The following is a 21,490-nucleotide window of genomic DNA, read 5'->3' as shown; positions in this document are numbered from 1 at the left end:
AGAATGATTTTCAATTGATATCTAATCTGATCCGCCTTTATGAACGGCCTGATTAACGGTTCGATAATCGAACACATACGCCGCCATCAATTGACCAAATTAACCATTCAGTACATTTTATCTGCACAACTAACAAGAATTGTGGAGAACACCCCATGCCGCCTATCGTGCTGGTGCTCAACGGTCCCAATCTCAACCTGCTCGGCACCCGCGAGCCCGCTACCTACGGCCATGAAACCCTGGCCGATGTCGCGGCCTTGTGCGGCCGCAGCGCTGAACAGCTGGGCCTGAAAATCGAATTCCGCCAGACCAATCATGAAGGCGAACTGCTCGACTGGATCCACGGCGCCCGCGCCCGCTGCGCCGGGATCGTGATCAACCCGGCGGCCTGGACCCACACCTCGGTGGCGATCCGTGATGCGCTGGTGGCCAGTGAAGTGCCGGTGATCGAAGTGCATCTCTCCAACGTGCATGCCCGCGAAGCGTTCCGTCATCACTCCTTTGTGTCACCCATCGCGAAGGCCGTGCTCGCAGGGTTCGGCAGCCACGGCTACCACTTGGCGCTGGAACACTTCAGCCAGTTGCTCAAAGGATCGGCCCGATGAAAACACGCATCCTCGCCGGCCTGATCGGCGCTGGCATCCAGGCTTCCCGCACGCCCGCGCTGCATGAACAGGAAGGCGATGCCCAAGGTTTGCGCTACTTGTACCGCCTGATCGACCTTGAGCCCCGGCAGTTGGACATCGACGCCTTGCCCGATCTGCTGCGCGCCGCCGAGCTCATGGGCTTTACCGGGCTGAACATTACCTACCCGTGCAAGCAGGCTATCCTACCGCTGCTCGATGAACTCTCCGACGAGGCCCATGGCATTGGCGCGGTCAACACAGTGGTGTTCAAGGACGGCAAGCGCATCGGCCACAACACCGATTGCCTGGGATTTGCCGAAGGGTTCCGGCGCAACTTGAGTGATGTCGCCCGCCAACGCGTGGTGCAGATGGGCGCCGGCGGTGCAGGTGCCGCAGTGGCCCATGCGCTGCTGGCCGAGGGAGTGCAACAGTTGAGTATTTTCGATGTGGACCCCGCCCGTGCCCGCGACCTGGTGGAGAACCTCACGCTACGTTTCGGCCCAGGGCGCGCCCAAGTGGGCAACCACGTAGAAAACGCCGTGGCCGAGGCCGATGGGCTGGTGAACACCACGCCGATGGGCATGGCCAAGCTGCCCGGCACACCGGTGCCCGCCGCTTTGCTAAGGGCAGACCTGTGGGTGGCGGAAATCGTGTATTTCCCGCTGGAAACCGAACTGCTGCGCGATGCCCGCGCATTGGGCTGTCGCACCCTGGATGGCGGCAACATGGCGGTGTTTCAGGCGGTGAAGGCGTTTGAGCTGTTCTGTGGGGAAGTGCCGGATGCGCAGCGCATGCTGGCGCACTTCAAGAGCATGAATACCTGACTGAGTTGGAATAAAAATCCAAATGTGGGAGGGGGCTTGCCCCCGATAGCGGTGGATCAGCCAGCTTATCTGTAGCTGACCCACTGTCATCGGGGGCAAGCCCCCTCCCACATTTTGAATGCATTCCAACCTGAGACTTCAGGCCTGGAGGTAACGCATCACCGAATCACAAATCATGTCCCGATGCCGCTGTTTAACCGCCTCATCCGACAGGTCGATCTGAAAAATCTCACTGAAGGTATGGCGGTTGGACACCCGGTAAAAGCTGAACGAGTTGATCAGCAGGTGCACGTCCAACGGTTCCAGCCCTTCCCGGAACAAGCCCAGCTCGGCGCCACGGCGCAAGGTCTCCCCCAACCCTTCAAGGATCTTGCTGTTCATCGCCTTGATGGTGTCTGTGCGCTTCACGTACTCGGCATTGTGGATATTTTCGATGCTGACAATGCGCACAAAATCCACATTCTGGTCATGGTGATCAAAGGTGAACTCCACCAGCCGCCGGATCGCTTCACGCGGCTCCAGGGCCGTGAGGTTCATGCGGGTCTCGGTGTTGCGGATGTCGCCGTAGAGTTTCTCCAGCACCTCGACGTACAACTGCTCCTTGCTGCCGAAGTAGTAATAGATCATGCGCTTGGAGGTGTGGATACGCTCGGCGATCGCGTCCACGCGAGCGCCGGAAAGGCCCTGCTGGACAAACTCGACGATGGCTTCCTGGAGTATGTTTTCGCGGGTCTTTTCCGGATTGTTCTTACGACTCTTGCGAGGTGCCTCGGTGGTCATGGTGCGCTCACGGCCAGTGTTATGCAGGCCGTGATTATGGGCCGCGACGCTCCCCGAAAGAAAGCACCGCAACCGTCGTTATAAACGTGCCTGGCGCACCGCACCGCTGCGCGATTTGGCCATGGCGGCCAGGCGCACCGCCACGTTGGCCGCACCGTAGCCGGCATAACCGTTCTTGCGCTGGATGATCTCGAAGAAAAACCGCCCTTCGAAGGGTTCGGTGTAGACGTGAAACAACTCGCCGCCCTGGGTATCGCGGTCGTACAGCACGTTGTAGTACGCCAGCTCACTGAGGAACTCATCGTCGAAATCGAAACGCGCCGCCAGGTCGTCGTAGTAGTTGAGCGGGATATCCAGCAGCGGCACACCGGCCTCCTTGGCGCGGCGCACTTCGGCAAAGATATCCGCGCAGTCGAAGGCGATATGGTGCACACCCGAGCCGCGATAGCTCGACAGCGCGTGGGAAATCGCCGTGTTGCGGTTCTCGGAGATGTTCAGCGGCAGACGGATCGAGCTGCAACGGCTGCGCAGCGCGCGGCTTTTCACCAGGCCGTAAGGGTCGGGCAGTACCACTTCGTCATCGGCTTCGAAATCCAGCAGGCTCTTGTAGAACAGCACCCAGCTGTCGAGGCTGTCGGCTGGCAGGGCCATGGCCATATGGTCGATACGCAGCAAGCCGCCGCTGGATGACACGCCGGGCTGCAGGTTGAAGTCGGTGTCGTACAGCCCGCCTTCACTCTCATCCACCAGGTAAATCAGGCTGCCATCCGGCGCACGTACCGCCGCCAGCTCCAGCTCATTCGGCCCGACCAGGCCGCGATACGGCTGGCCTTTGTACGCCACCGCCCGCTCCAGGGCCTTGGCGCTGTCCTTGACCCGAATCGCGGTGGCACACAGCGACGGCCCGTGGGCCTCGAAAAAGTTGTGGGCAAACGAATAGGGTTCGCAGTTGAGGATCAGGTTGATATCGCCCTGGCGCAACAGGCTCACGCTCTTGGAGCGATGCTGCCCGGCCTTGACGAACCCCAGGCGTTCCAGCCAGTGGGTGAGCTTGGCGCCAAGGCTCTCGTCCACGGCAAATTCAAGGAACTCGATGCCGTCGTATTCGCTGGCAGGCGGGGTATCAAACAGAATCTCGACCGGTTGCGTCGGCGCTTCCTGCTTCAGGCGTTCGCGGGTTTTCTCTTCGAGGTACAGCAGGGAGCGCAGGCCATCCGCCGCATTCGCACGGGTGGGCGCGGCGCGGAAGCCGTCGTTGAAAATTTCCAGGGACAGCGGCCCGGTGTAGCCGCTCTTGATGATCGGCCCGAGGAACCCAGCCAGGTCGAATTCGCCTTGGCCGGGGAAGCAACGGAAGTGCCGACTCCACTCCAGCACGTCCATGGCCAGGATCGGCGCGTCGGCCATTTGTACGAAGAAGATCTTGTCGCCGGGGATCTCGGCGATGGCGCTCGGGTCGCCCTTGAGGGACAGGGTATGAAAGCTGTCGAGCAATACACCAAGGCTCGGGTGATCGACCTGACGCACCAGGTTCCACACCTGTTGCCAGGTATTTACATGCTTGCCCCAGGCCAGCGCTTCATAGCCAATGCGCAAGCCACGACGGCCGGCGTGTTCGGCGAGCAGGCCGAGGTCATCGAGCAGAATGCGCTCGTCGCCCACGCAATCGGCGGAGGCATTGCTGCACACCAGCACCAGGTCGGTGCCCAGTTCCTGCATCAAGTCGAATTTGCGCTCGGCGCGCTCCAGGTTGCGTGCAAGGCGGTCTCGACGGCAGCCTTCAAAATCGCGAAACGGCTGGAACAAGGTGATGGCAATGCCCAGGTCGGCACACATTTGCCTCACTTCACGGGGGCTGCCATCGTAATACAACAGATCGTTTTCGAAGATTTCTACGCCGTCGAACCCGGCCGCCGCGATGGCTTCGAGTTTCTCCGGCAGGGTTCCGCTCAAGGAAACGGTGGCAATAGAGCGTTGCATGGGCGACTCCCGGCATTTAAGGCGCGTCTTATTTACGGCAAATTATTGGCCGCTAAACTGTTCACAGCAATTAAAATGTACGAACCGGTTAGTTTTTGGTGCGATTATCGAACACAAAGCCGTTTTGGCGAATTGACGATTTTTTAGCCGCTGCGCACCATCGATTCAGTAACAAGACCCAGAACACACCATAAAAATTTCAAAAAACGGGTACGACCTCATGCCTCTGCAAAACTCCGTCCTGGCCGACCGCCCGGGCACACCGCACGCCGGCATCGGCGACAAGATCCGCGGCGCCCTGGCCGTGGGTAAAACGCGCTGGGGCATGTTGGCCCTGGTATTCTTCGCCACCACCCTCAACTACATCGACCGCGCCGCATTGGGCGTGATGCAGCCTATCCTCGCCAAGGAGATGAGCTGGACGGCGATGGACTACGCCAACATCAACTTCTGGTTCCAGGTCGGCTATGCCATCGGCTTTGTGCTGCAGGGCCGCTTGATCGACCGGGTCGGCGTGAAGCGCGTGTTCTTCTGCGCGGTCCTGTTGTGGAGCCTGGCCACCGGCGCCCACGGCCTGGCCACCTCGGCGGTGGGCTTCATGGTCTGTCGTTTCATTCTCGGGCTGACCGAAGCCGCCAACTACCCGGCCTGCGTCAAGACCACGCGCCTGTGGTTCCCGGCCGGTGAACGGGCAGTGGCCACCGGTATCTTCAACGCCGGCACCAACGTGGGTGCGATGATGACGCCGATGCTGCTGCCGTTGATCCTGCACGTGTGGGGCTGGCAGGCGGCGTTCCTGTGCATGTCGGCGCTCGGAGGGATCTGGCTGCTGTTCTGGGGCTTGAAGTACTTCAACCCGGAAGACCACCCCACCGTCAAACAATCCGAACTGGACTACGTGCAACAGGAAGTCGAACCGGAACAACCCCGCGTGCCCTTCAGCCGCATCCTGCGCATGCGTGGCACCTGGGCCTTCGCCCTCGCCTACTCGATGACCGCGCCGGTGTTCTGGTTCTACCTGTACTGGCTGCCGCCGTTCCTGAACCAGCAATACAACCTGGGCATCAACGTGACCCAGATGGGTATCCCGCTGATCATCATCTACCTGACCGCCGACTTCGGCAGCGTGGGGGGTGGGATTCTGTCGTCGTTCCTGATCGGCCGAGGCATGAACTCGATCAAGGCGCGGCTGCTGTCGATGCTGCTGTTTGCCTGCTGCATCGTCGGCGTGATCATGGCCGCCGGTTCCAGCCAGCTGTGGGTCGCGGTGTTCGCCATCTCCCTGGCGATTGGCGCACACCAGGCCTGGACCGCCAACATCTGGAGCCTGGTGATGGACTACACACCCAAGCACATGATGAGCACGGTGTTCGGTTTTGGTGGCATGTGCGCGGCCATCGGCGGCATGTTCATGACCCAGATCGTCGGCCATATCCTCACGGTCACGAACAACAACTACACGGTGTTGTTCACCCTGATCCCGGCGATGTACTTCATTGCGCTGACCTGGATGTACTTCATGGCGCCGCGCAAGATCCCTACCGTGGACGTTTGATCTACCGTCTCAGCTACCGGCGCCGCTGCTGCCAGGCAGCGGCCAGCCCGCTCATGCAGATCACCCCGATACCGACCACCGTGGTCAGGTCCGGGGTGTGGTTGAACACCAGCCAGCCCAACAACCCCGCGAACACGATCTGGCAATAGCCAAACGGCGCCAGCAAGGCCGGTGCCGCGAAGCGGAACGCCTGGGTCAGCATCAAATGCGCGGTCATCCCGCAGGTGCCCAGGGCCAGCATCAACACGCCGTGCCACAGCGTCGGCACTTGCCAGAAAAACGGCACCATCGCACTCATCACCAAGGTATTGCACAGACCGGCGAAGAAGTTGCTGGTGGTGGGCGTGTCGTATTGGCTGAGAATGCGCGTGAGCAGTTGGTAGAAGCAGAAGAACAGCGCCGAACACAGGGGCAACAAGACCGCCGGGGTGAACAGTTCGCCGCCCGGGTGGATGATGACCAGCACCCCGACAAACCCGCAGATCACCGCCAGCCACTGGCCACGCGTCACATGTTCGCCGAGCAGCGGCACCGAGAGCGCCGTTACCAGGATCGGTGCAAGGAAGTTCACCGCCGTGGCTTCCGCCAGGGGGATGAAGTGCAGCGCCGAGGTGAAAAACAGGCTGGTGCCCAACAGGCACAGCGCCCGCACCACCTGCATCCCCGGCCGCTTGCTGCGCAGCACGCGCAAGCCCGATTGCGGCAGGAAGATGCCGGCCATCAAGAGGGTGTGCACCAGGTAACGCGCCCACACCACCATCACGATCGGGTAGAACCCGGCCAGGTATTTGGACAAGGCGTCATGGCTGGAGAACAGGAACGTCGCCAGTACAATCAGCAAAATGCCTTTGAAGGGGTGGTTGACGCCGGAAAGGGGGGTGCTGACAGTCATGGAATTCTCTTGCGTGGCGAGCTGAACGCGTGGCACTCAACCCGGTAATCTAGCAGCCGGGCCTGCGTCTGCCCCTAGAGCATAACCAAACACCGTGCGAACAGCGCACTAAATCACGGGATTCGAGTCCAACGCTGCACGTTGACCGCCGTGTTGCACACTTTTTAATCAAGGCCTTGCTGCTATGAAAAAAATCCTCTTTGTCCTGTCTGCCCTTGCCCTGCTCACCGCGTGCAACCAGCAAGAGCAGCCAGCCCCCAAGCCGGCACCGGCGTCCGTGCAGGCCACCCTGGTGCCGGCAACGCCGCCCACCGACAAATGGCTCGGCAAGTGGATCGGCGTAGAAGGCCTCTACCTCACCATCGCCAAGGACGACAGTATTGGCCGTGGTCACTACATTCTGACCATGAAATATGGCCTTGATGACGACGACTCCGGCACCTTCAAAGGTGAAGCCAACGAAGACGGCATCGCCTTTACCCGCCCGGACGGCCCCCAGCAATTGAGCGCCGGCGACGGCGAAGCCACCGGTTTGAAATGGTTGGCGGATAAAAAGGATTGCCTGATTGTCGATACCGGCGAAGGCTATTGCCGCGATTAACGGCCATACTCTTCCCCAATTAATGTAGGACCGTTCACCAAGAGGATTGCCCCATGCTATGGAAAAAAGGCCGACGCAGCGACAACGTGGTCGACGCCCGCGATGACAGCGGCGGTGGTGGGGGCGGTATGCGCTTTGGGGGCGGCAAGGGCCTGAGCCTCACGGCCATCGTGCTGATTGTCGGCATCGGCTGGTTGACCGGCCAGGACCCGTTGCAGATCCTCGGCCAACTGACCGGCCAGATGGAACAGGCACCCTCGGTGAGTACGCAGACACGTCAGGCGCCGCCGGCCAACGATGAGCAAGCAGACTTTGTCCGCGCCGTGCTGGGCGATACCGAAGACACCTGGGGCCAGGTGTTCCAGGAAAACGGCCTGGCCTACAAGAATCCGAAACTGATTCTGTTCCGTGGCCGGGTCAATTCCGCCTGCGGGGGAGCCACCTCGGCCAGCGGCCCGTTCTATTGCCCGGCTGACCAGCAGGTGTACCTGGACCTGGATTTCTTCCGGGAAATGTCGCAGCGCTTCCAGGCCGCCGGTGATTTCGCCCAGGCCTACGTGATCGCCCACGAAGTCGGGCATCACGTGCAGACCTTGCTGGGCATCTCGTCGAAAATCCAGGCCGCACGCCAGCAGGGTCGGCCGATGCAAGGTGATGGCGGCCTGCTGGTGCGCCAGGAACTGCAGGCCGACTGCTTCGCCGGGGTCTGGGCCAACCGTGCGCAAAAGCGCCTCAACTGGCTGGAACCCGGCGATATCGAAGAAGCACTGAACGCGGCCAACGCCATTGGCGATGACCGCTTGCAGCAACAGGGTCAGGGGCGTGTTGTGCCGGACTCGTTTACCCACGGCACCTCGGCACAGCGGGTTCGCTGGTTCAAGACCGGCTTCGCCCAGGGCCAGATCACTCAATGCGACACGTTTACCGCCAAGGGTCTTTAAATGAATAAACGATTGGGATGGCTGCTGGGCTTGTTAGTCACGTGTTCAACCTGGGCCGCCGAACACGGCGTCAAGGACGTCAGCCCCCATCGTTTCCACCTGGAGGCCGGCGATCTCAGCCTCGGTTTGAGCCAGGATTGGCGCCAGCCACTGCCCCAGGTCACCCGCGCATTGATCATCGTGCACGGCCGCCTGCGCAATGCGCAGACCTACCTGCAAAGCGCTGAAGACGCCGCCGAGCACGCAGGCCAGAGCGCCAACACACTGGTGATTGCGCCGCAGTTTCTGAATGCGTCCGACGTCAAGCGCAACCACTTGGACAATCAGGTACTGCGCTGGAACGGCAATGACTGGATGGCCGGCGAACCCTCCACCGGTCCGGGACACATCAGTTCCTACGGCGTCCTCGACCAGCTCATCAAGCACCTGGGCAACCGCAAGCTGTTCCCGACGCTTAAGGAAATTGTCGTGGCCGGCCACTCCGGCGGCGGCCAGGTGGTGCAGCGCTTCGCCCTCATCGGGCACGACCACCCGCTGCTGCAAACCGAAGGCATCAGCCTGCGTTACGTGGTGGCCAACCCTTCGTCCTACGCCTACTTCACCCCACAACGCCCAGTGAAGTTCGACACCGCGAGTTGCCCAGGCTTCAACGACTGGAAGTACGGCCTGCACAACCTGCCCGACTACGCCAAGGGCCATAGCGCCCAACAGCTGGAGCAGGCTTACGTGTCACGCAATATCACCTACCTGCTGGGCCAGCAGGACACCGACCCGAACCACCCGGCGCTGGACAAAAGCTGCGCCGCCGAGACCCAGGGCGCGTACCGCCTGATTCGTGGGCACAACTATTTTGACTACCTCAAGCAGCGGCACCCGCAGTTGAGTCACACGCTGGTGGAAGTGCCGGGAGTGGGGCATAACGGGGATGGGATGTTTACGTCGCCCGAGGGCCAGAAAGTACTGTTCACGCCATAACCTGTGGGAGGGGGCTTGCCCCCGATTGCGGTCTGCCAACTACACATGTGCTGATTTATACACCGCTATCGGGGGCAAGCCCCCTCCCACAGTTGATCTCTATTGTCTGGGCTGGATCATCTGGTGCAGCACCGCGCAGTCCGATGCATGCCAATCCGCCAACTCCGGCCACGGGTTCTCCGGCAGATTCACCAACACCGTTCGCGTCCCCGCCGCCCGGCCGCAGTCCAGGTCAAAGCGGTAATCACCGACCATCACCATCTCGCTTGGCGCCACATCCCACGCCGCCGCGAGTTTCAGCAGGCCGTCCGGATCCGGCTTCGGTTGCGCATCGTCACGCCCCAGTACGTCCTCCATGGCAAAACAGTCCGCCAGGCCAATCGCGTCCAGGGTGATATGCGCCAACTCCCGCGCATTGCGCGTCAGGATGCCCAGGCGATAGCCACGCCCGGCCAGTTCGCGCACCAGTTCTACCGCGCCTTCGGCGGCCACCGACTCCAACGCCAGCTCACGCTCGTGCTCCAGCAACCAGGCATGCTTGGCCGCCGCAACCTCCTTCGGCAACGCCGCCAGGTGCGTGAGGATGTCGTCTTCAGGTGGAATCTCCAGGGCCACGCGAATGGCCGCGAAATCATGCACGGCCACCGTCAGGGTGCCGTCCATGTCGAACACCCAATGTTTAACCTCTGTCAGGCTCATGCCCAATCCTTGCGATGGCGAATCAGGCCTTCCTGGGTGACCGAGGCCACCAGTTGCCCGGCGCGGTTGTACACGCTGCCTCGGGAGAACCCCCTGGAATTGCCGGCCCACGGGCTGTCCATGGCGTAGAGCAACCAGTCATCGGCACGCAGGTCGGCGTGGAACCACAGCGCGTGATCGAGGCTGGCGACCTGCATGTCTTTCTGCCACACGGTTTTGCCGTGGGGCAGCAGCGAAGTGGTCAGCAGGCCGAAGTCCGAGGCGTAGGCCAGCAGGTATTTGTGCAGCGCCGGTGCATCGGCCAGGGCGCCGTCGGCGCGGAACCACACGTACTTGACCGGGTCGGACGGTTGCGGGTTGAACGGGTCTTTCTCGGTGACCGGGCGCACTTCGATCGGCTTGGGGCACAGCAGCTTGTCGCGCATGTGCTCGGGGATCAGGTGCGCGCGTTGCTGGGTCAGTTCCAGCTCTGACGGCAGGTTTTCCGGGCCGACTACCACCGGCATGGTGCTCTGATGCGCAAAACCTTCTTCGTCATACTGGAAGGATGCACTGCAGGTGAAGATCGGGTGGCCCTTCTGGATCGCGGTCACGCGACGCGTGCTGAAACTGCCGCCATCCCGCACGCGGTCCACCGAGTACACCACCGGTAATTTCGCGTCGCCGGGGCGCAGGAAGTAACCGTGCAGCGAATGCACGTGCCGCGCTTCTTCTACGGTCTGGCTGGCCGCCGACAGCGACTGGCCGAGCACCTGGCCGCCGAACAGTTGGCGAAAACCCAGGTCCTGGCTGCGGCCACGAAAGAGGTTTTCCTCGATAGGCTCCAGGGTCAGCAGGTCCACCAGATCTTCCAATACTTGGCTCATAGAGCAACTCCTAAAATCTATCGGGCATTCCGGGCTGCCTATCCGTGCAGCGTGTCCAACCATTGGGCGCGGGTGATGCGGTACAAAACATGATGGCGCAGCGGGTCATCGGCTGCGACCTTGGGGTGTTCAAAATCTGCCTGGGGATCGTAATGCATACCGATGGCCTGCATGACTTTTTGTGATGGCAGATTGGATTCGGTGGTGAAGGCGACAATCTCGTCCAGGTTCAGACGATCAAAACCACAGCGCAATGCGGTCCACGCGGCCTCGCTGGCATAGCCCAGGCCCCAGTGTTCGCGAGCCAGGCGCCAGCCGATTTCCACCGCCGGGGTAAAGTCGGCATCGAAGCTGACATTCAGCAACCCGGTGAGACCGATGAATTCCCCCGTGTCCTTGCGTTGCAACGCCCACAGGCCAAAGCCGTATTCGGCGAAGTGGCCACGAATCCGCCCGATCAACGCGGCGCTTTCCAGGTGGCTCAGTGTGGCCGGGAAATAACGCATCACCTGCGGGTCGGCGCACATGCGCGCAAAGTCCGGCAGGTCGCTGTCGCGCCATTGGCGCAACAAAAGGCGTGCGCTTTCCAATTCGAGTATCGGCTCCATGGGTCCCCTCCCTTGCCATGTGCGTGAGTGTACAACGCGGGTAAGATGCGTCGCAGGTTCCCGTCAGAAAATCCCATGCCTCTGCCATTGATCTACCACGATGACTACAGCCCCGAGTTCCCGGCGGACCACCGGTTCCCCATGGACAAGTTCCGCCTGCTGCGCGACCACCTGGTGTCCACCGGACTGACCGAGGACAGCCAACTGCTGCGCCCGCAGCTGTGCCCGCCAGAGATTCTGGCCCTGGCCCATGACGCTGGGTATATCGAACGCTACATGGGCGGCGAGTTGTCCCGCGAGGACCAACGTCGCCTCGGCCTGCCCTGGAACGAAGCCCTGGCCCGGCGCACCGTGCGCGCGGTCGGTGGCTCCATCCTGGCAGCGGAGCAAGCACTGGAACACGGCCTGGCCTGCCACCTTGCAGGCGGCACCCACCACGCTCACTACGATTACCCGGCGGGCTTCTGCATCTTCAATGACCTGGCGGTGATCAGCCATTACCTGCTGGCCAGTGGCCGGGTCAACCGCGTGCTGATCTTCGATTGCGACGTGCACCAGGGCGATGGCACGGCACGCATCCTCCACGACACGCCAGACGCCATCACCGTGTCGCTGCACTGTGAAAAGAACTTCCCCGCGCGCAAGGCCCAGAGTGACTGGGACATCCCTCTGCCGATGGGCATGGGCGACGCCGACTACCTCAAGGTGGTGGACGACGCGCTCAACTACCTGCTGCCGCTCTACCAGCCGGACCTGGTGCTGTACGACGCCGGCGTCGATGTGCACAAGGACGACGCCCTCGGTTACCTCAAGCTGACAGACCAAGGCGTCGCCGCCCGCGACGAAAGCGTGATGCGCCACTGCCTGGGCCGCAACATCCCGGTGATGGGCGTGATCGGCGGCGGCTACAGCAAGGACCGCCCGGCCCTGGCCCGCCGCCACGGCATTCTGCACCACAGTGCGCAACGGGTATGGACGTCATCAGGTTGTCACTGAACTGTGAGCGTTACCCACAATGCCTGTGGAACCACCTGTGGATAACTTGAGTGTAAGCGTGTGAGAGCTACTAATCATAAGGCCTGTAGGAAGCTGTACGTTTTTTGATCAGGCGTTTTCACTCTCGTCGGGTAGAATGCTCGGCTAATTTATGCGAGCGCAGCCCATGCCCGATACCCCTCCCCCACACGTCATCATCATCGGCGGCGGCCCTGCCGGATTGACGGCCGCCGAAGTCCTGAGCCAGGCAGGCGTACGGGTGGACCTGTACGACGGCATGCCGTCCGTGGGGCGCAAGTTCCTGCTGGCCGGCGTGGGCGGCATGAACATCACCCACTCCGAGGCGTACCCGGCGTTTCTGTCGCGCTATGCCGAACGTGCGCCGCACATGGCGCCACTGCTGCGCAGTTTTGGGGCCGAGGCGTTGTGCGAGTGGATTCATGGCTTGGGGATCGAGACCTTTGTCGGCAGCTCGGGCAGAGTGTTTCCTACAGATATGAAAGCCGCCCCGCTGCTGCGCGCCTGGCTCAAGCGTCTGCGCGACCAGGGCGTGGTTATCCACACCCGGCATCGTTGGGTAGGCTGGAATGCCGAGGGCGACTTACTTATCCACAGCCCCGAAGGCGAAAAAACTGTCCGCAGCGATGCCGTGCTGCTGGCGCTGGGCGGCGGCAGCTGGTCGCGCCTGGGCTCGGACGGTGCGTGGCTCCCGTTGCTGGCGGATCGCGGCGTGCCCTGCGCCCCGCTGCAACCGAGCAACTGCGGTTTCGAGGTGTCGGCCTGGAGCGAATTGATGGTCAGCAAATTCGCTGGCGCGCCGTTGAAAAACGTCGCCATCGGGCTGGGGGACGACAAGCCTCGGCTGGGCGAATGCGTGATCACCGCTACCGGCATCGAAGGCAGCTTGATCTACGCGCTGGCCGCGCCGATTCGCGAAGCGATCAACCGCGACGGTGCGGCCACCGTGCATATCGACCTGTTGCCGAGCAAGCCGCTAGACAAGGTCCTGGCTGCCCTGGCCAAGCCGCGTGGTTCGCGCTCGATGAGCAAGCATCTGCACAGTCAATTGGGGTTGGATGGGGTGAAAGCCGCACTGCTGCGCGAGTGGGCGCCGGCTGACCACTTCAATAATCCGGCGCAGTTGGCGGTGGATATCAAGGCGCTGCCCTTGCTCCTGGTGAAGACCCGGCCCATGGATGAAGCGATCAGCACCGCAGGCGGCGTGCAGTTTGAGGCGCTGGATGAGCGCTTGATGCTCAAGCAGTTGCCGGGAGTGTTTTGTGCGGGGGAGATGCTGGATTGGGAAGCGCCGACCGGGGGGTATTTGCTGACGGGGTGTTTTGCCAGCGGCCGGGCGGCTGGGCGGGGGATGTTGGAGTGGCTCAATCGCTGAGATTGCGGTGAATTCAAAGCCGCCTTCGGGGGCAAGCCCCCTCCCACACTTTGATTTGTGAATACAGTCAAATGTGGGAGGGGGCTTGCCCCCGATGAGGCCATCAGCCGCGCTGAAGAACTTACTTCTTCTTGCGCGGCCCGGTATTAAAAACGGGCACCTTGCGCACCGGCTTGATCGAAGGCTCCGCCGGCGTCACTTCACCGCTGTCCACCCACTTGCCCAGGTTGCGCTTACCGCCACCACCGGACGTTTTAGGCTTCTTCGGTTTCTTCGGCTTCTTCACCACCTGCCCGCTGGCGTCGGTGTCCGGCACGCGGTGCTCCGGTTCGAAGTCCGGCTCCATCTTGCGGGTCAAGGTCTGACGCGTGAGCATCTCGATGGCCGACAGCATGTTCACTTCATCGGCACACACCAGGGAAATCGCCTCACCGGTATTGCCCGCACGCCCGGTACGGCCGATTCGGTGGATGTAGTCTTCAGCCACGATCGGCAAGTCAAAGTTGACCACCAGCGGCAAATCTTCGATGTCCAGGCCACGGGCTGCCACATCAGTGGCTACCAGGATCTGCACTTCACTGGATTTGAAACGGTCCAGCGCACGTTGGCGGGTCGCTTGAGGCTTGTCGCCATGGATGCCGTCGGCATTGATGCCCAGGCCCTGCAACTTATCCACCAGCGCATCCACGCCGTTACGGGTCTTGGCGAACACCAGCACCTGCTTCCAGCGGCCTTTGCGCATCAGGTGCACAAACAGCTCCGGCTTGCGCTTCTTGTCCACCGGCACGATCCACTGCTTCACGGTGTTGGCAGCAACGTTGCGCGGGCTGACTTCGATGCTCAGCGGGTCGTTGAGCATCTGCCCGGCCAGCAGGCGGATGTCATCGGAGAAGGTCGCGGAGAACAGCAGGGTCTGGCGCCTTTTCGGCAGCATGCGGTAGATGTTCGCCAGCTCTTCCGAGAAGCCCAGGTCGAGCATGCGGTCGGCTTCGTCGAGCACCAGGGTTTGCAGTTGGTTGAGCTTCAGCGCGTTCTGGCGGAACAGGTCGATCAGGCGACCGGGCGTGGCGACCAGAATGTCGACGCCCTTGCGCAGCTTCATCATCTGCGGGTTGATGCTCACGCCGCCGTACACCGCGTAGGTGGTGAGTGGCAGGTGTTGGGCGTACTCGGCGACGCTGGCGTGCACCTGCTCGGCCAGCTCGCGGGTCGGGCACAGGATCAGCGCACGCGCCGAGTTGGCGGCGACTTTCGGCCCTTCCATCGTCAGCAGTTGCAGGAGCGGCAGGGCGAAACCGGCGGTCTTGCCGGTGCCGGTCTGGGCCGCGGCCATCAGGTCGCGACCGGCCAGCACTGCCGGAATGGCTTGCGCCTGCACCGGCGTCGGGGTCTGGTAGCCAAGCGTCTCAAGGGCGCGCAGCAAAGGTTCGATCAGGCCAAGGGTGGCGAAAGTCATGTGTTTACCGTAGGAAAAATTCAGCGCAAGGTCGCAATGCGCCGCAGTTTACCTTATTTCCGGCTTGGGCTTGCGCCACTGGGGCAGGCTGATCAGCAGGACGGCGCTAATGATCACCAGCATCGCCAGGGCTTCTTCCAGCCCGATGGTCTCGCCCACGAATACAATCCCCAGCAATACCGCCACCGCCGGGTTGACGTAGGCATAGCTGGTCGCCGCCGCCGGGCGTACGTGCTTGAGCAGGTACATGTAGGCATTGAAGGCGATGATCGAGCCGAATACCGTCAGATAGGCCAGGGCCAGCCAGCCTTCCAGCGGCGGCGCGGCCTGCAGGCGTTCACCGGATAGCGCGCTGACGAACAACAGCGCCACACCGGCGACCAGCATCTCCGCAGCACTGGCCATCGCGCCCTGGGGCAACGGCAATTGCCGGCTCCACACCGAACCAAACGCCCAGGAAGCCGCCGCCACCAACAGCAACACAGCACCCATCGGGCTCGACTGCAACGTGCTGCCCATATTGAGCATGGCGATGCCGATGATCCCCAGAATCACCCCCGCCCACTCCAAGCGAGTGTTGCGCGCGCCCCAGAAATACCCACACAGCAAGGTGAACAACGGCACCGTCGCCACGGCCAGCGCCGCCACGCCGGAAGACACCCCCATGTGTTCCGCCACGCTGACACCGCCGTTGCCCACGGTGAGCAGCAAAAGACCAATCATCCCGGCTGCTTTCCACTGCGGCCACGTCGGCGCCGGCACCCCACGCCAGCGCAGGAAGCCATACATCAACGCCCCCGCCGTGCAAAACCGAATCCCCGCCAGCAACAACGGCGGCCAGTACTCAACGCCGATGCGAATCACCAGATAGGTGGACCCCCAGATCACATACAGCGCAAAAAAAGCGGCGATCAACGGTAAGGGAAAGCGACGTGGGCCAGGCATTGGGCAGCTCTATGGCAGGAGATGGGAGGCTTATTCTAAAAAGACAGGTCGTTAAACATAAGTTACAAAACCTGTTTAAAACGCCGTTACACTTTTCAAAGCATGGTTGTGAAGGCTATAAACCGTGCTTTCGAAAGTCACGCGTAACCGGAGCCTTATCATGGACAAATACGACCGCATGCTCCTCAGCGCCCTGCTCGAAGACGGCCGCGCGTCCTACGCGCAACTGGCCCGCACGGTAAACCTCTCCGCCCCTGCCGTGGCCGAGCGCGTGGCCAAATTGGAGGCCAGCGGGGTGATCACCGGGTATCAGGCCAAGGTGGATTTATCCAAGGTGGGGTTGCCGATCCAGTGCGTGATTGAACTGCGGTTGACCAATCATGGCAGTCAGAAGGTGTACGACGCGCTGGCGGAAATTCCCGAGCTGACAGAATGCCATCGGGTGACCGGCGACCCGTGCGTGATCATGCAGGCGGCGGTGGGGTCGATGCCGGAGTTGGAGAATTTGATCAACCGGATCGCGAAGTTCGGGTTCAGCAAGACCTCGATTATTTTGTCGAGTGCGATAGAGAGGCGGGTGCCGTTGGCTCAACTGGAGGTGAAAAATGGTGGGTAAGGTCGTCAGCCTCAGCCATCCAATCAGCCCGCGTATTCCGTTGTGGCCAGGGGATCCGCCGGTGGTGTTCGAAGACATAGCGTCGTTGAGCAAAGACGGCTACTTCCTGCGCCGTTTCAGCATGGGCGAACACAGCGCCACCCACATGAACGCGCCGAACAGCTTTTATGCTGATGGCATAGGCATCGACGGCTATCAACCCCACGACCTGGTGCGGCATGCGGTGGTCATCGACGTACGGGCCCGATGCACGCCAGACTACGAAATCAGCGTGCAGGACATTCAAGACTGGGAATACCAGCACGGGCTTATCGAGCCGGGCTGCGTGGTGCTGATGTACACCGGCTGGCAGCACCTTTGGAATGATCCGGCGGCGTTCTTCCGCCAGGACGCCCAAGGCTCGCATTTCCCAGGGATCGGCGAGGCGGCAATTCAATTTCTGTTGTCGCAGCGCCAAGTAGCCGGTGTAGGCATTGATACCCACGGGATTGATTCGGGGCAGAGCACTGCATTTGCGACGAATCGTGCGGTGCTGGCCGGGGACGGGATTGTGTTGGAGTGCCTGACCAACCTCGACCAACTGCCGGTCAAAGGAGCCACATTAGTGATCGGCGTCCTGGCACTGGAAGGCGGTTCGGGCTCACCCGCATCGGTGATAGCGTTTATCCCCTGACGACGACATCGCGGGCAAACCCGGCTCCCACATGTTGAGTTTCACATTCAGAGCCCAGTGTTCTGGAGCGTGTGGCGAGGTCAGAACCCGCGATGCTTCTTCAAGTGCTCATTGATCTTCGCCGCCGGCACTTTCTGCAAGGTGCACAGCAGGTCGTGGGACAGTTCGCGCAAGCCGTGGGTACGGCGCAGCTCCTGGGCCAGGTGCGCCGTGAGGTTGGCCGCCATCTCCGCATCCGCCAGCGCCCGGTGAGCCTGGCCGGTGTGGGGCAGTTGAGCGAAGGCGTTCAACGTGCCGAGCTTATGGTTTGGCGCCGACGGCATCAGGCGTCGCGCCAATAACAGAGAACACGCAAACTTCTGCAAACGCGTGCGGCGGATCAAGCCCAATTCGTAATCCCAGAACTTCTGGTCGAACGCAGCGTTGTGCGCCATCAGCGGCGTAGTCCCGACGAACTCATTGACCTCGTTCATCACCCGCTCCGCCGGCGGCGCGCTGCGCAGCATGGCGTTGCTGATGCCGGTGAGTTGTTCGATGAACGCGGGCACGTGCACGCCGGTTTTCATCAGGCTCTGGTAGCGGTCCACGATCTGGCCACGCTCAAGGATGACCACCGCGATTTCCGTGGCCCGGCAACGGCTGCTCGGGGTGATGCCGGTGGTTTCAAAGTCGATGACCGCTATACGTTCCAAACCTGTTCCAACTCCATCTGAAGATCTATTTAAGCAACAAAGCGCCTTCGATCGGCACGTAGCGGCTGGCGGCGCGTATCAATGAATTGGCCGTCAGCCCCGGTACGCCATAGGCCACGGCCTCGACGCCATGCTTGTGGATAACCCGGTCGAGCAGCATGTCGAAATCACCGTCGCCGGAGGCCAGCACAATTTCATCGACGTGGTCGGCGGCGTCCATGATGTCGAGGGTGATGCCCACGTCCCAGTCGCCCTTGGCCGAGCCGTCGCTGCGCTGGATGTAGGGCTTGAGTTTTACCGTGAAGCCCAGGTTGCGCAGGATCTGCTGGAATTGCTGCTGCTTGCTGTCGCCACGGTCGATGGCATAGGCGTACGCCTCGACGATCTGCCCGCGCGCGCTGATGTCAGCCCACAGCGCGGCGTAGTTGAAGTGGCAACCATAGGCCTGGCGGACGGTGTAGTAGAGGTTTTGCACATCGGCGAACACTGCAATTTTCTTCACCGCACTTCCTCATGACAGCCAGGCGCCAGGGCCCGGAAAGGGTGCAAGTATGCCAGCCGCGAGAGGGTTGCCGGGAAAAATCAGACCGGGGCGACGCAGCGCCCCGGGCCAAGGTAGGTCAGACGAAGGAATCGTCGTCGCCGAAGGAGGAAGAATCGTCGGAATAATCGCTGTCGGCAAAGCTGTCCGAATTGTTGCTGCCCCAGCTGTCGTTGCCGGCGTACTTCTGGTCATCATTGCCCCAGTTGCCGTTGTCACTGGCAGGCGCTGGCTCCTCACGAATGATTTCTTCCACGACTTGCGGCTGTTGCGAATTGTGGTTGAACAGGCTGCTGATGCCTTCGGCCAGCAATACACCACCGGCCACGCCGGCTGCGGTTTTCATCGCGCCGCCGAGGAAACCGCTACCCACCGGAGCGGCTGGAGCAGGCTGTTGATAATTCTGCTGCGGGGCAGGTTGGCTGAACCCAGGCCGCGCCGGTTCGCGCCAGCCGCCACCAGAAGAAGGCGGTGCACTTTGAGCCGGCTGCTGATCACGGGAACCACCGCCGCCAAAGATGCTCGACAGGAAACCGCCGCTGCTCGCCGGAGCAGGCTGCGCGGATTTGGCCCTCTGCAGTTCATCCTGCAATTGCTGGATCTGCTGCGCCTGCTGCTTGTTCTGCGCGTCGAGGCTCTTGAGCGCATGTTCCTGCACCAGGATCGACTGGGTCATGTAGTACCCGGCCGCCGGTTGGCGCGTCATGTGCTCCTTGATCCGCGCTTCGGCCTGGGCGTCGCGGGGGGCTGAGTCCGTTTCGGCTTGTTGCAACCGTGAAAACAGTCCATCGATCAGGGTTTGCTCTTCGCTGTTCATGGCGACCTCGTTAGATTGCCGGTAGAAATCGTGGTGTGCCTGTCATCAGGCGCCGCTCTAGTTATGGGGGTGTTACGAGTTGTTTCAATGGTCTTTACTCAAGGTTTACGTTTGCTCACCGCCGGTGATGATCGGTTAAAGTGTTGCCCTTGCTTTCAGGCCTGCGATGAACTTGATGAATCCGTTAGACGTGCTGCGCGACTCCTTCCGTTTCACCCAACGCAACCTGGGCGCCATCGTCCAGTTGTGCTTGCCGTTGGTGATTTTCGAAGCCCTGCTGCAACAGGTGCTGAATCACGTGGTGGGCGAGGATGCATTCCCCGGCTACAGCGTGGTGGTGGGGTTGCTGGTGTACCCGCTGTACACCGGGGCCTTGATCCTGTTTCTGGATGCCCGCACCCGTGGCGAGTCGCCGCGCACCAAGGATGTCTGGGCCATGGCCCTGACCCTGTGGCCGCGCTTTGCCCTGCTGACGGCCATGAGCACGCTGCTGATCCTGCTGGGGCTGTCGCTGTATTTCCTGCCGGGCCTGTGGCTGATGGTGGTGCTGGCGTTTGCCGAGTACCTGCTGGTGCTGCGCGGCATGCCAGCGCTGGAGGCGATGAAGGAAAGTTTCCGCCTGAGCCGTGGGCATTTCTGGAGGATCCTGGTGTGCCTGCTGTGTGTGATGACGCCGTTGTGGCTGCTCAAGGGCGCCAGCGTAGCGGCCTACCCCGCGCCCGCGCCGCTGCTGGGCCTGTTACTGGACAGCGCCCACAGCTTCCTGCAGCTGTTTACCAGCGTGGTACTGTTCCGTTTATTCATGCTGATCGGTGGCGATGCCGACGCGCGGTGATATGCTCCGTGCCACTTCTGAAACGCTATAAGCCGAGCCGATGACCCGTTTATTGCGCATCACCTTGCTGAGCCTGCTGATCATCGCGGGGCTGTTTGCAGCCATGGTCTACAGCCTGACCTGGCGTCCCGAGCCCAAGGAAACCCTGCCGGTGAGTTGCGTTGCGCCGCGTGCGCCCACGCTGCTGCCGGGGCAGGCGCTCAAGGTCATGACCTGGAACGTGCAATACCTGGCCGGCAAGAACTACGTGTTCTGGTACGACACGGCCGATGGCAGCGGCCCGGATGATCGGCCTACCGTGGAAGACATGGCCGCCAGCCTTGACGAAGTGGCGCGGGTGATCCGCGACGAACAACCCGACATCCTGCTCTTGCAGGAGCTCGACGAAAACGCCAAGCCTTCCCACTATCAGGACCAACTGGCCCTGCTGCAGGAACGCCTGGTCGACCTGTACCCATGCAGCGCCCAGGCCTTCGACTGGAAAGCCGACTTCGTGCCCGATTGGCATATCTTCGGCAGCGTCGGCCGCAAGCTCGCGACACTCAGCCGCTATCAGATCGAACACGCCGAACGCCTGCAATTGCCGGCGTCCGAGGCCAACATCCTCAGCCGCCAGTTCCAGCCCAAGCCGGCCTTGCTGCTGACTTACCTGCCCCTGAGCGACGGCGGCCAACTGGCGGTGCTCAACACGCGCCTGGACGGTGACGCCCCAGGGCGCAGCGCGGTATTGGAACAAGTACAGACCACGGTCAAGCTCCTGGATAAATTCGAAGGGCGCGGCACGCCCTGGCTGATCGGCGGGGATTTCAACCTGCTGCCCCTGGGCCAATTCCTGCGCCTGGACGCCGGCAAGCGCGGGCAGTATTCGCCGGACAGCGAGCTGCATCTGCTGTGGGACAAATACCCGATGGTCCCGAGCAACAGCCAATCCAGCGGCATCGACCGTGAGAAGTGGCTGACGCACTTCCCTAACGACCCAAGCGTGGACGGGCCGGACCGCACGCTGGATTACCTGTTCTACAGCCCACGGATCAAGCGGGTCGAGGCGAAAGTGCGGCAGGAAGACACCTTGCGGATATCCAACCACCTGCCGGTGATCGCCCGGTTCCTGCTACCGGCCGCGCCATAACCAACACCACAAACCCATGTGGGAGGGGGCTTGCCCCCGATTACAGTGTG

At 61.7% G+C, this 21,490-nt stretch carries 23 protein-coding genes; 12 read left to right on the top strand and 11 right to left on the bottom strand.

Features of this window, described 5'->3' with window-relative positions; translation table 11 throughout:
- Positions 1-155: 155 nt before the first annotated feature.
- Together aroQ and BM110_RS25105 are read left to right on the top strand one after the other, a co-directional pair.
- Complete coding sequence (aroQ, locus tag BM110_RS25110; protein WP_010206717.1) at positions 156-605, top strand: type II 3-dehydroquinate dehydratase; 450 nt, start codon at positions 156-158, stop codon at positions 603-605.
- Positions 602-1,450, top strand: a complete 849-nt coding sequence (locus BM110_RS25105) for a shikimate dehydrogenase (protein ID WP_093514360.1) — start codon at positions 602-604, stop codon at positions 1,448-1,450. The genes aroQ and BM110_RS25105 overlap by 4 nt, the downstream gene beginning before the upstream one ends.
- Positions 1,451-1,588: 138 nt before the next feature.
- On the opposite strand, the gene BM110_RS25100 is transcribed toward BM110_RS25105, so the two are convergent.
- Positions 1,589-2,230 carry a TetR/AcrR family transcriptional regulator gene (locus BM110_RS25100; protein WP_033897904.1) on the bottom strand — a complete coding sequence of 214 codons (642 nt, stop codon included), beginning with the start codon at positions 2,228-2,230 and terminating at the stop codon, positions 1,589-1,591.
- A gap of 78 nt (positions 2,231-2,308) precedes the next feature.
- The gene (gene quiC, locus BM110_RS25095) at positions 2,309-4,210 is read right to left on the bottom strand and encodes a 3-dehydroshikimate dehydratase QuiC (RefSeq protein WP_093514359.1); all 1,902 of its coding nucleotides are present in this window, start codon (positions 4,208-4,210) and stop codon (positions 2,309-2,311) included.
- A gap of 220 nt (positions 4,211-4,430) precedes the next feature.
- Between quiC and BM110_RS25090 the strand changes: the two genes are divergently transcribed.
- On the top strand, positions 4,431-5,765 hold the full coding sequence (locus BM110_RS25090) for an MFS transporter (RefSeq protein ID WP_092248230.1): 1,335 nt from the start codon (positions 4,431-4,433) through the stop codon (positions 5,763-5,765).
- Between the two features lie 13 nt (positions 5,766-5,778).
- On the opposite strand, the gene BM110_RS25085 is transcribed toward BM110_RS25090, so the two are convergent.
- Complete coding sequence (locus BM110_RS25085) at positions 5,779-6,657, bottom strand: DMT family transporter (RefSeq protein ID WP_071489933.1); 879 nt, start codon at positions 6,655-6,657, stop codon at positions 5,779-5,781.
- Positions 6,658-6,841: 184 nt separating this feature from the next.
- On the opposite strand from BM110_RS25085, the gene BM110_RS25080 reads away from it, so the two are divergent.
- From BM110_RS25080 to BM110_RS25070, 3 genes are read left to right on the top strand one after another with little or no spacing between them, the layout of a single operon-like run.
- Positions 6,842-7,258 carry a membrane lipoprotein lipid attachment site-containing protein gene (locus BM110_RS25080; protein WP_071489932.1) on the top strand — a complete coding sequence of 139 codons (417 nt, stop codon included), beginning with the start codon at positions 6,842-6,844 and terminating at the stop codon, positions 7,256-7,258.
- A 53-nt stretch (positions 7,259-7,311) separates the two neighbouring features.
- Entirely contained in the window at positions 7,312-8,199 is an 888-nt protein-coding gene (locus BM110_RS25075; protein WP_093514358.1) for a KPN_02809 family neutral zinc metallopeptidase, read from the top strand.
- A complete protein-coding gene (locus BM110_RS25070; RefSeq protein WP_093514357.1) occupies positions 8,200-9,174 on the top strand; it encodes a hypothetical protein in 975 nt (324 codons plus the stop codon).
- Between the two features lie 99 nt (positions 9,175-9,273).
- On the opposite strand, the gene BM110_RS25065 is transcribed toward BM110_RS25070, so the two are convergent.
- Genes BM110_RS25065 through BM110_RS25055 form a run of 3 tightly spaced genes read right to left on the bottom strand, consistent with a single transcriptional unit; the run spans position 9,274 to position 11,347 of the window.
- The gene (locus BM110_RS25065) at positions 9,274-9,873 is read right to left on the bottom strand and encodes an HAD family hydrolase (protein WP_092248221.1); all 600 of its coding nucleotides are present in this window, start codon (positions 9,871-9,873) and stop codon (positions 9,274-9,276) included.
- On the bottom strand, positions 9,870-10,739 hold the full coding sequence (gene tesB / locus BM110_RS25060) for an acyl-CoA thioesterase II (RefSeq protein ID WP_092248219.1): 870 nt from the start codon (positions 10,737-10,739) through the stop codon (positions 9,870-9,872). The genes BM110_RS25065 and tesB overlap by 4 nt, the downstream gene beginning before the upstream one ends.
- A gap of 38 nt (positions 10,740-10,777) precedes the next feature.
- Positions 10,778-11,347: a GNAT family N-acetyltransferase gene (locus tag BM110_RS25055; RefSeq protein WP_071489928.1), complete on the bottom strand. Its 570-nt coding sequence runs from the start codon at positions 11,345-11,347 to the stop codon at positions 10,778-10,780.
- A 75-nt stretch (positions 11,348-11,422) separates the two neighbouring features.
- Between BM110_RS25055 and BM110_RS25050 the strand changes: the two genes are divergently transcribed.
- Both BM110_RS25050 and BM110_RS25045 read left to right on the top strand, forming a co-directional pair.
- Entirely contained in the window at positions 11,423-12,343 is a 921-nt protein-coding gene (locus BM110_RS25050) for a histone deacetylase family protein (protein ID WP_093125762.1), read from the top strand.
- Between the two features lie 166 nt (positions 12,344-12,509).
- Positions 12,510-13,736, top strand: coding sequence for a TIGR03862 family flavoprotein (locus BM110_RS25045; RefSeq protein ID WP_093514356.1), 1,227 nt, complete (start codon positions 12,510-12,512; stop codon positions 13,734-13,736).
- 121 nt (positions 13,737-13,857) lie between these two features.
- Here the strand turns inward: BM110_RS25045 and BM110_RS25040 are convergent, their stop codons facing one another.
- Positions 13,858-15,192: an RNA helicase RhlE1 gene (locus tag BM110_RS25040; protein WP_093514355.1), complete on the bottom strand. Its 1,335-nt coding sequence runs from the start codon at positions 15,190-15,192 to the stop codon at positions 13,858-13,860.
- Positions 15,193-15,240: 48 nt separating this feature from the next.
- Positions 15,241-16,137 carry a drug/metabolite exporter YedA gene (yedA, locus tag BM110_RS25035; RefSeq protein WP_092248213.1) on the bottom strand — a complete coding sequence of 299 codons (897 nt, stop codon included), beginning with the start codon at positions 16,135-16,137 and terminating at the stop codon, positions 15,241-15,243.
- A gap of 160 nt (positions 16,138-16,297) precedes the next feature.
- Here yedA and BM110_RS25030 point away from each other — a divergent pair, with 160 nt between their 5' ends.
- Together BM110_RS25030 and BM110_RS25025 are read left to right on the top strand one after the other, a co-directional pair.
- Complete coding sequence (locus BM110_RS25030; protein WP_092248210.1) at positions 16,298-16,753, top strand: Lrp/AsnC family transcriptional regulator; 456 nt, start codon at positions 16,298-16,300, stop codon at positions 16,751-16,753.
- Positions 16,743-17,426, top strand: coding sequence for a cyclase family protein (locus BM110_RS25025; RefSeq protein ID WP_092248207.1), 684 nt, complete (start codon positions 16,743-16,745; stop codon positions 17,424-17,426). Before BM110_RS25030 ends, BM110_RS25025 begins: the two co-directional genes overlap by 11 nt.
- An 80-nt stretch (positions 17,427-17,506) precedes the next feature.
- Here BM110_RS25025 and BM110_RS25020 read toward each other — a convergent pair whose 3' ends face one another.
- The 3 genes from BM110_RS25020 to BM110_RS25010 all read right to left on the bottom strand — a co-directional run bounded on the left by BM110_RS25020 (position 17,507) and on the right by BM110_RS25010 (position 19,476).
- Positions 17,507-18,118: a 3'-5' exonuclease gene (locus BM110_RS25020; RefSeq protein ID WP_092248204.1), complete on the bottom strand. Its 612-nt coding sequence runs from the start codon at positions 18,116-18,118 to the stop codon at positions 17,507-17,509.
- Between the two features lie 25 nt (positions 18,119-18,143).
- Entirely contained in the window at positions 18,144-18,620 is a 477-nt protein-coding gene (locus tag BM110_RS25015; protein ID WP_025858209.1) for a LabA-like NYN domain-containing protein, read from the bottom strand.
- A gap of 118 nt (positions 18,621-18,738) precedes the next feature.
- Complete coding sequence (locus tag BM110_RS25010; RefSeq protein WP_068932002.1) at positions 18,739-19,476, bottom strand: DUF2076 domain-containing protein; 738 nt, start codon at positions 19,474-19,476, stop codon at positions 18,739-18,741.
- 175 nt (positions 19,477-19,651) lie between these two features.
- Between BM110_RS25010 and BM110_RS25005 the strand changes: the two genes are divergently transcribed.
- The gene (locus BM110_RS25005) at positions 19,652-20,311 is read left to right on the top strand and encodes a YciC family protein (protein ID WP_093514403.1); all 660 of its coding nucleotides are present in this window, start codon (positions 19,652-19,654) and stop codon (positions 20,309-20,311) included.
- A gap of 40 nt (positions 20,312-20,351) precedes the next feature.
- Positions 20,352-21,440, top strand: coding sequence for an endonuclease/exonuclease/phosphatase family protein (locus tag BM110_RS25000; RefSeq protein WP_093514354.1), 1,089 nt, complete (start codon positions 20,352-20,354; stop codon positions 21,438-21,440).
- Positions 21,441-21,490: the final 50 nt, after the last annotated feature.

Origin of the sequence: Pseudomonas sp. NFPP28, from assembly GCF_900115535.1 — a bacterium.
Classification (GTDB): Bacteria; Pseudomonadota; Gammaproteobacteria; order Pseudomonadales; family Pseudomonadaceae; genus Aquipseudomonas; species Aquipseudomonas extremorientalis.
This window is presented reverse-complemented; position numbering and strand designations above follow the sequence as displayed.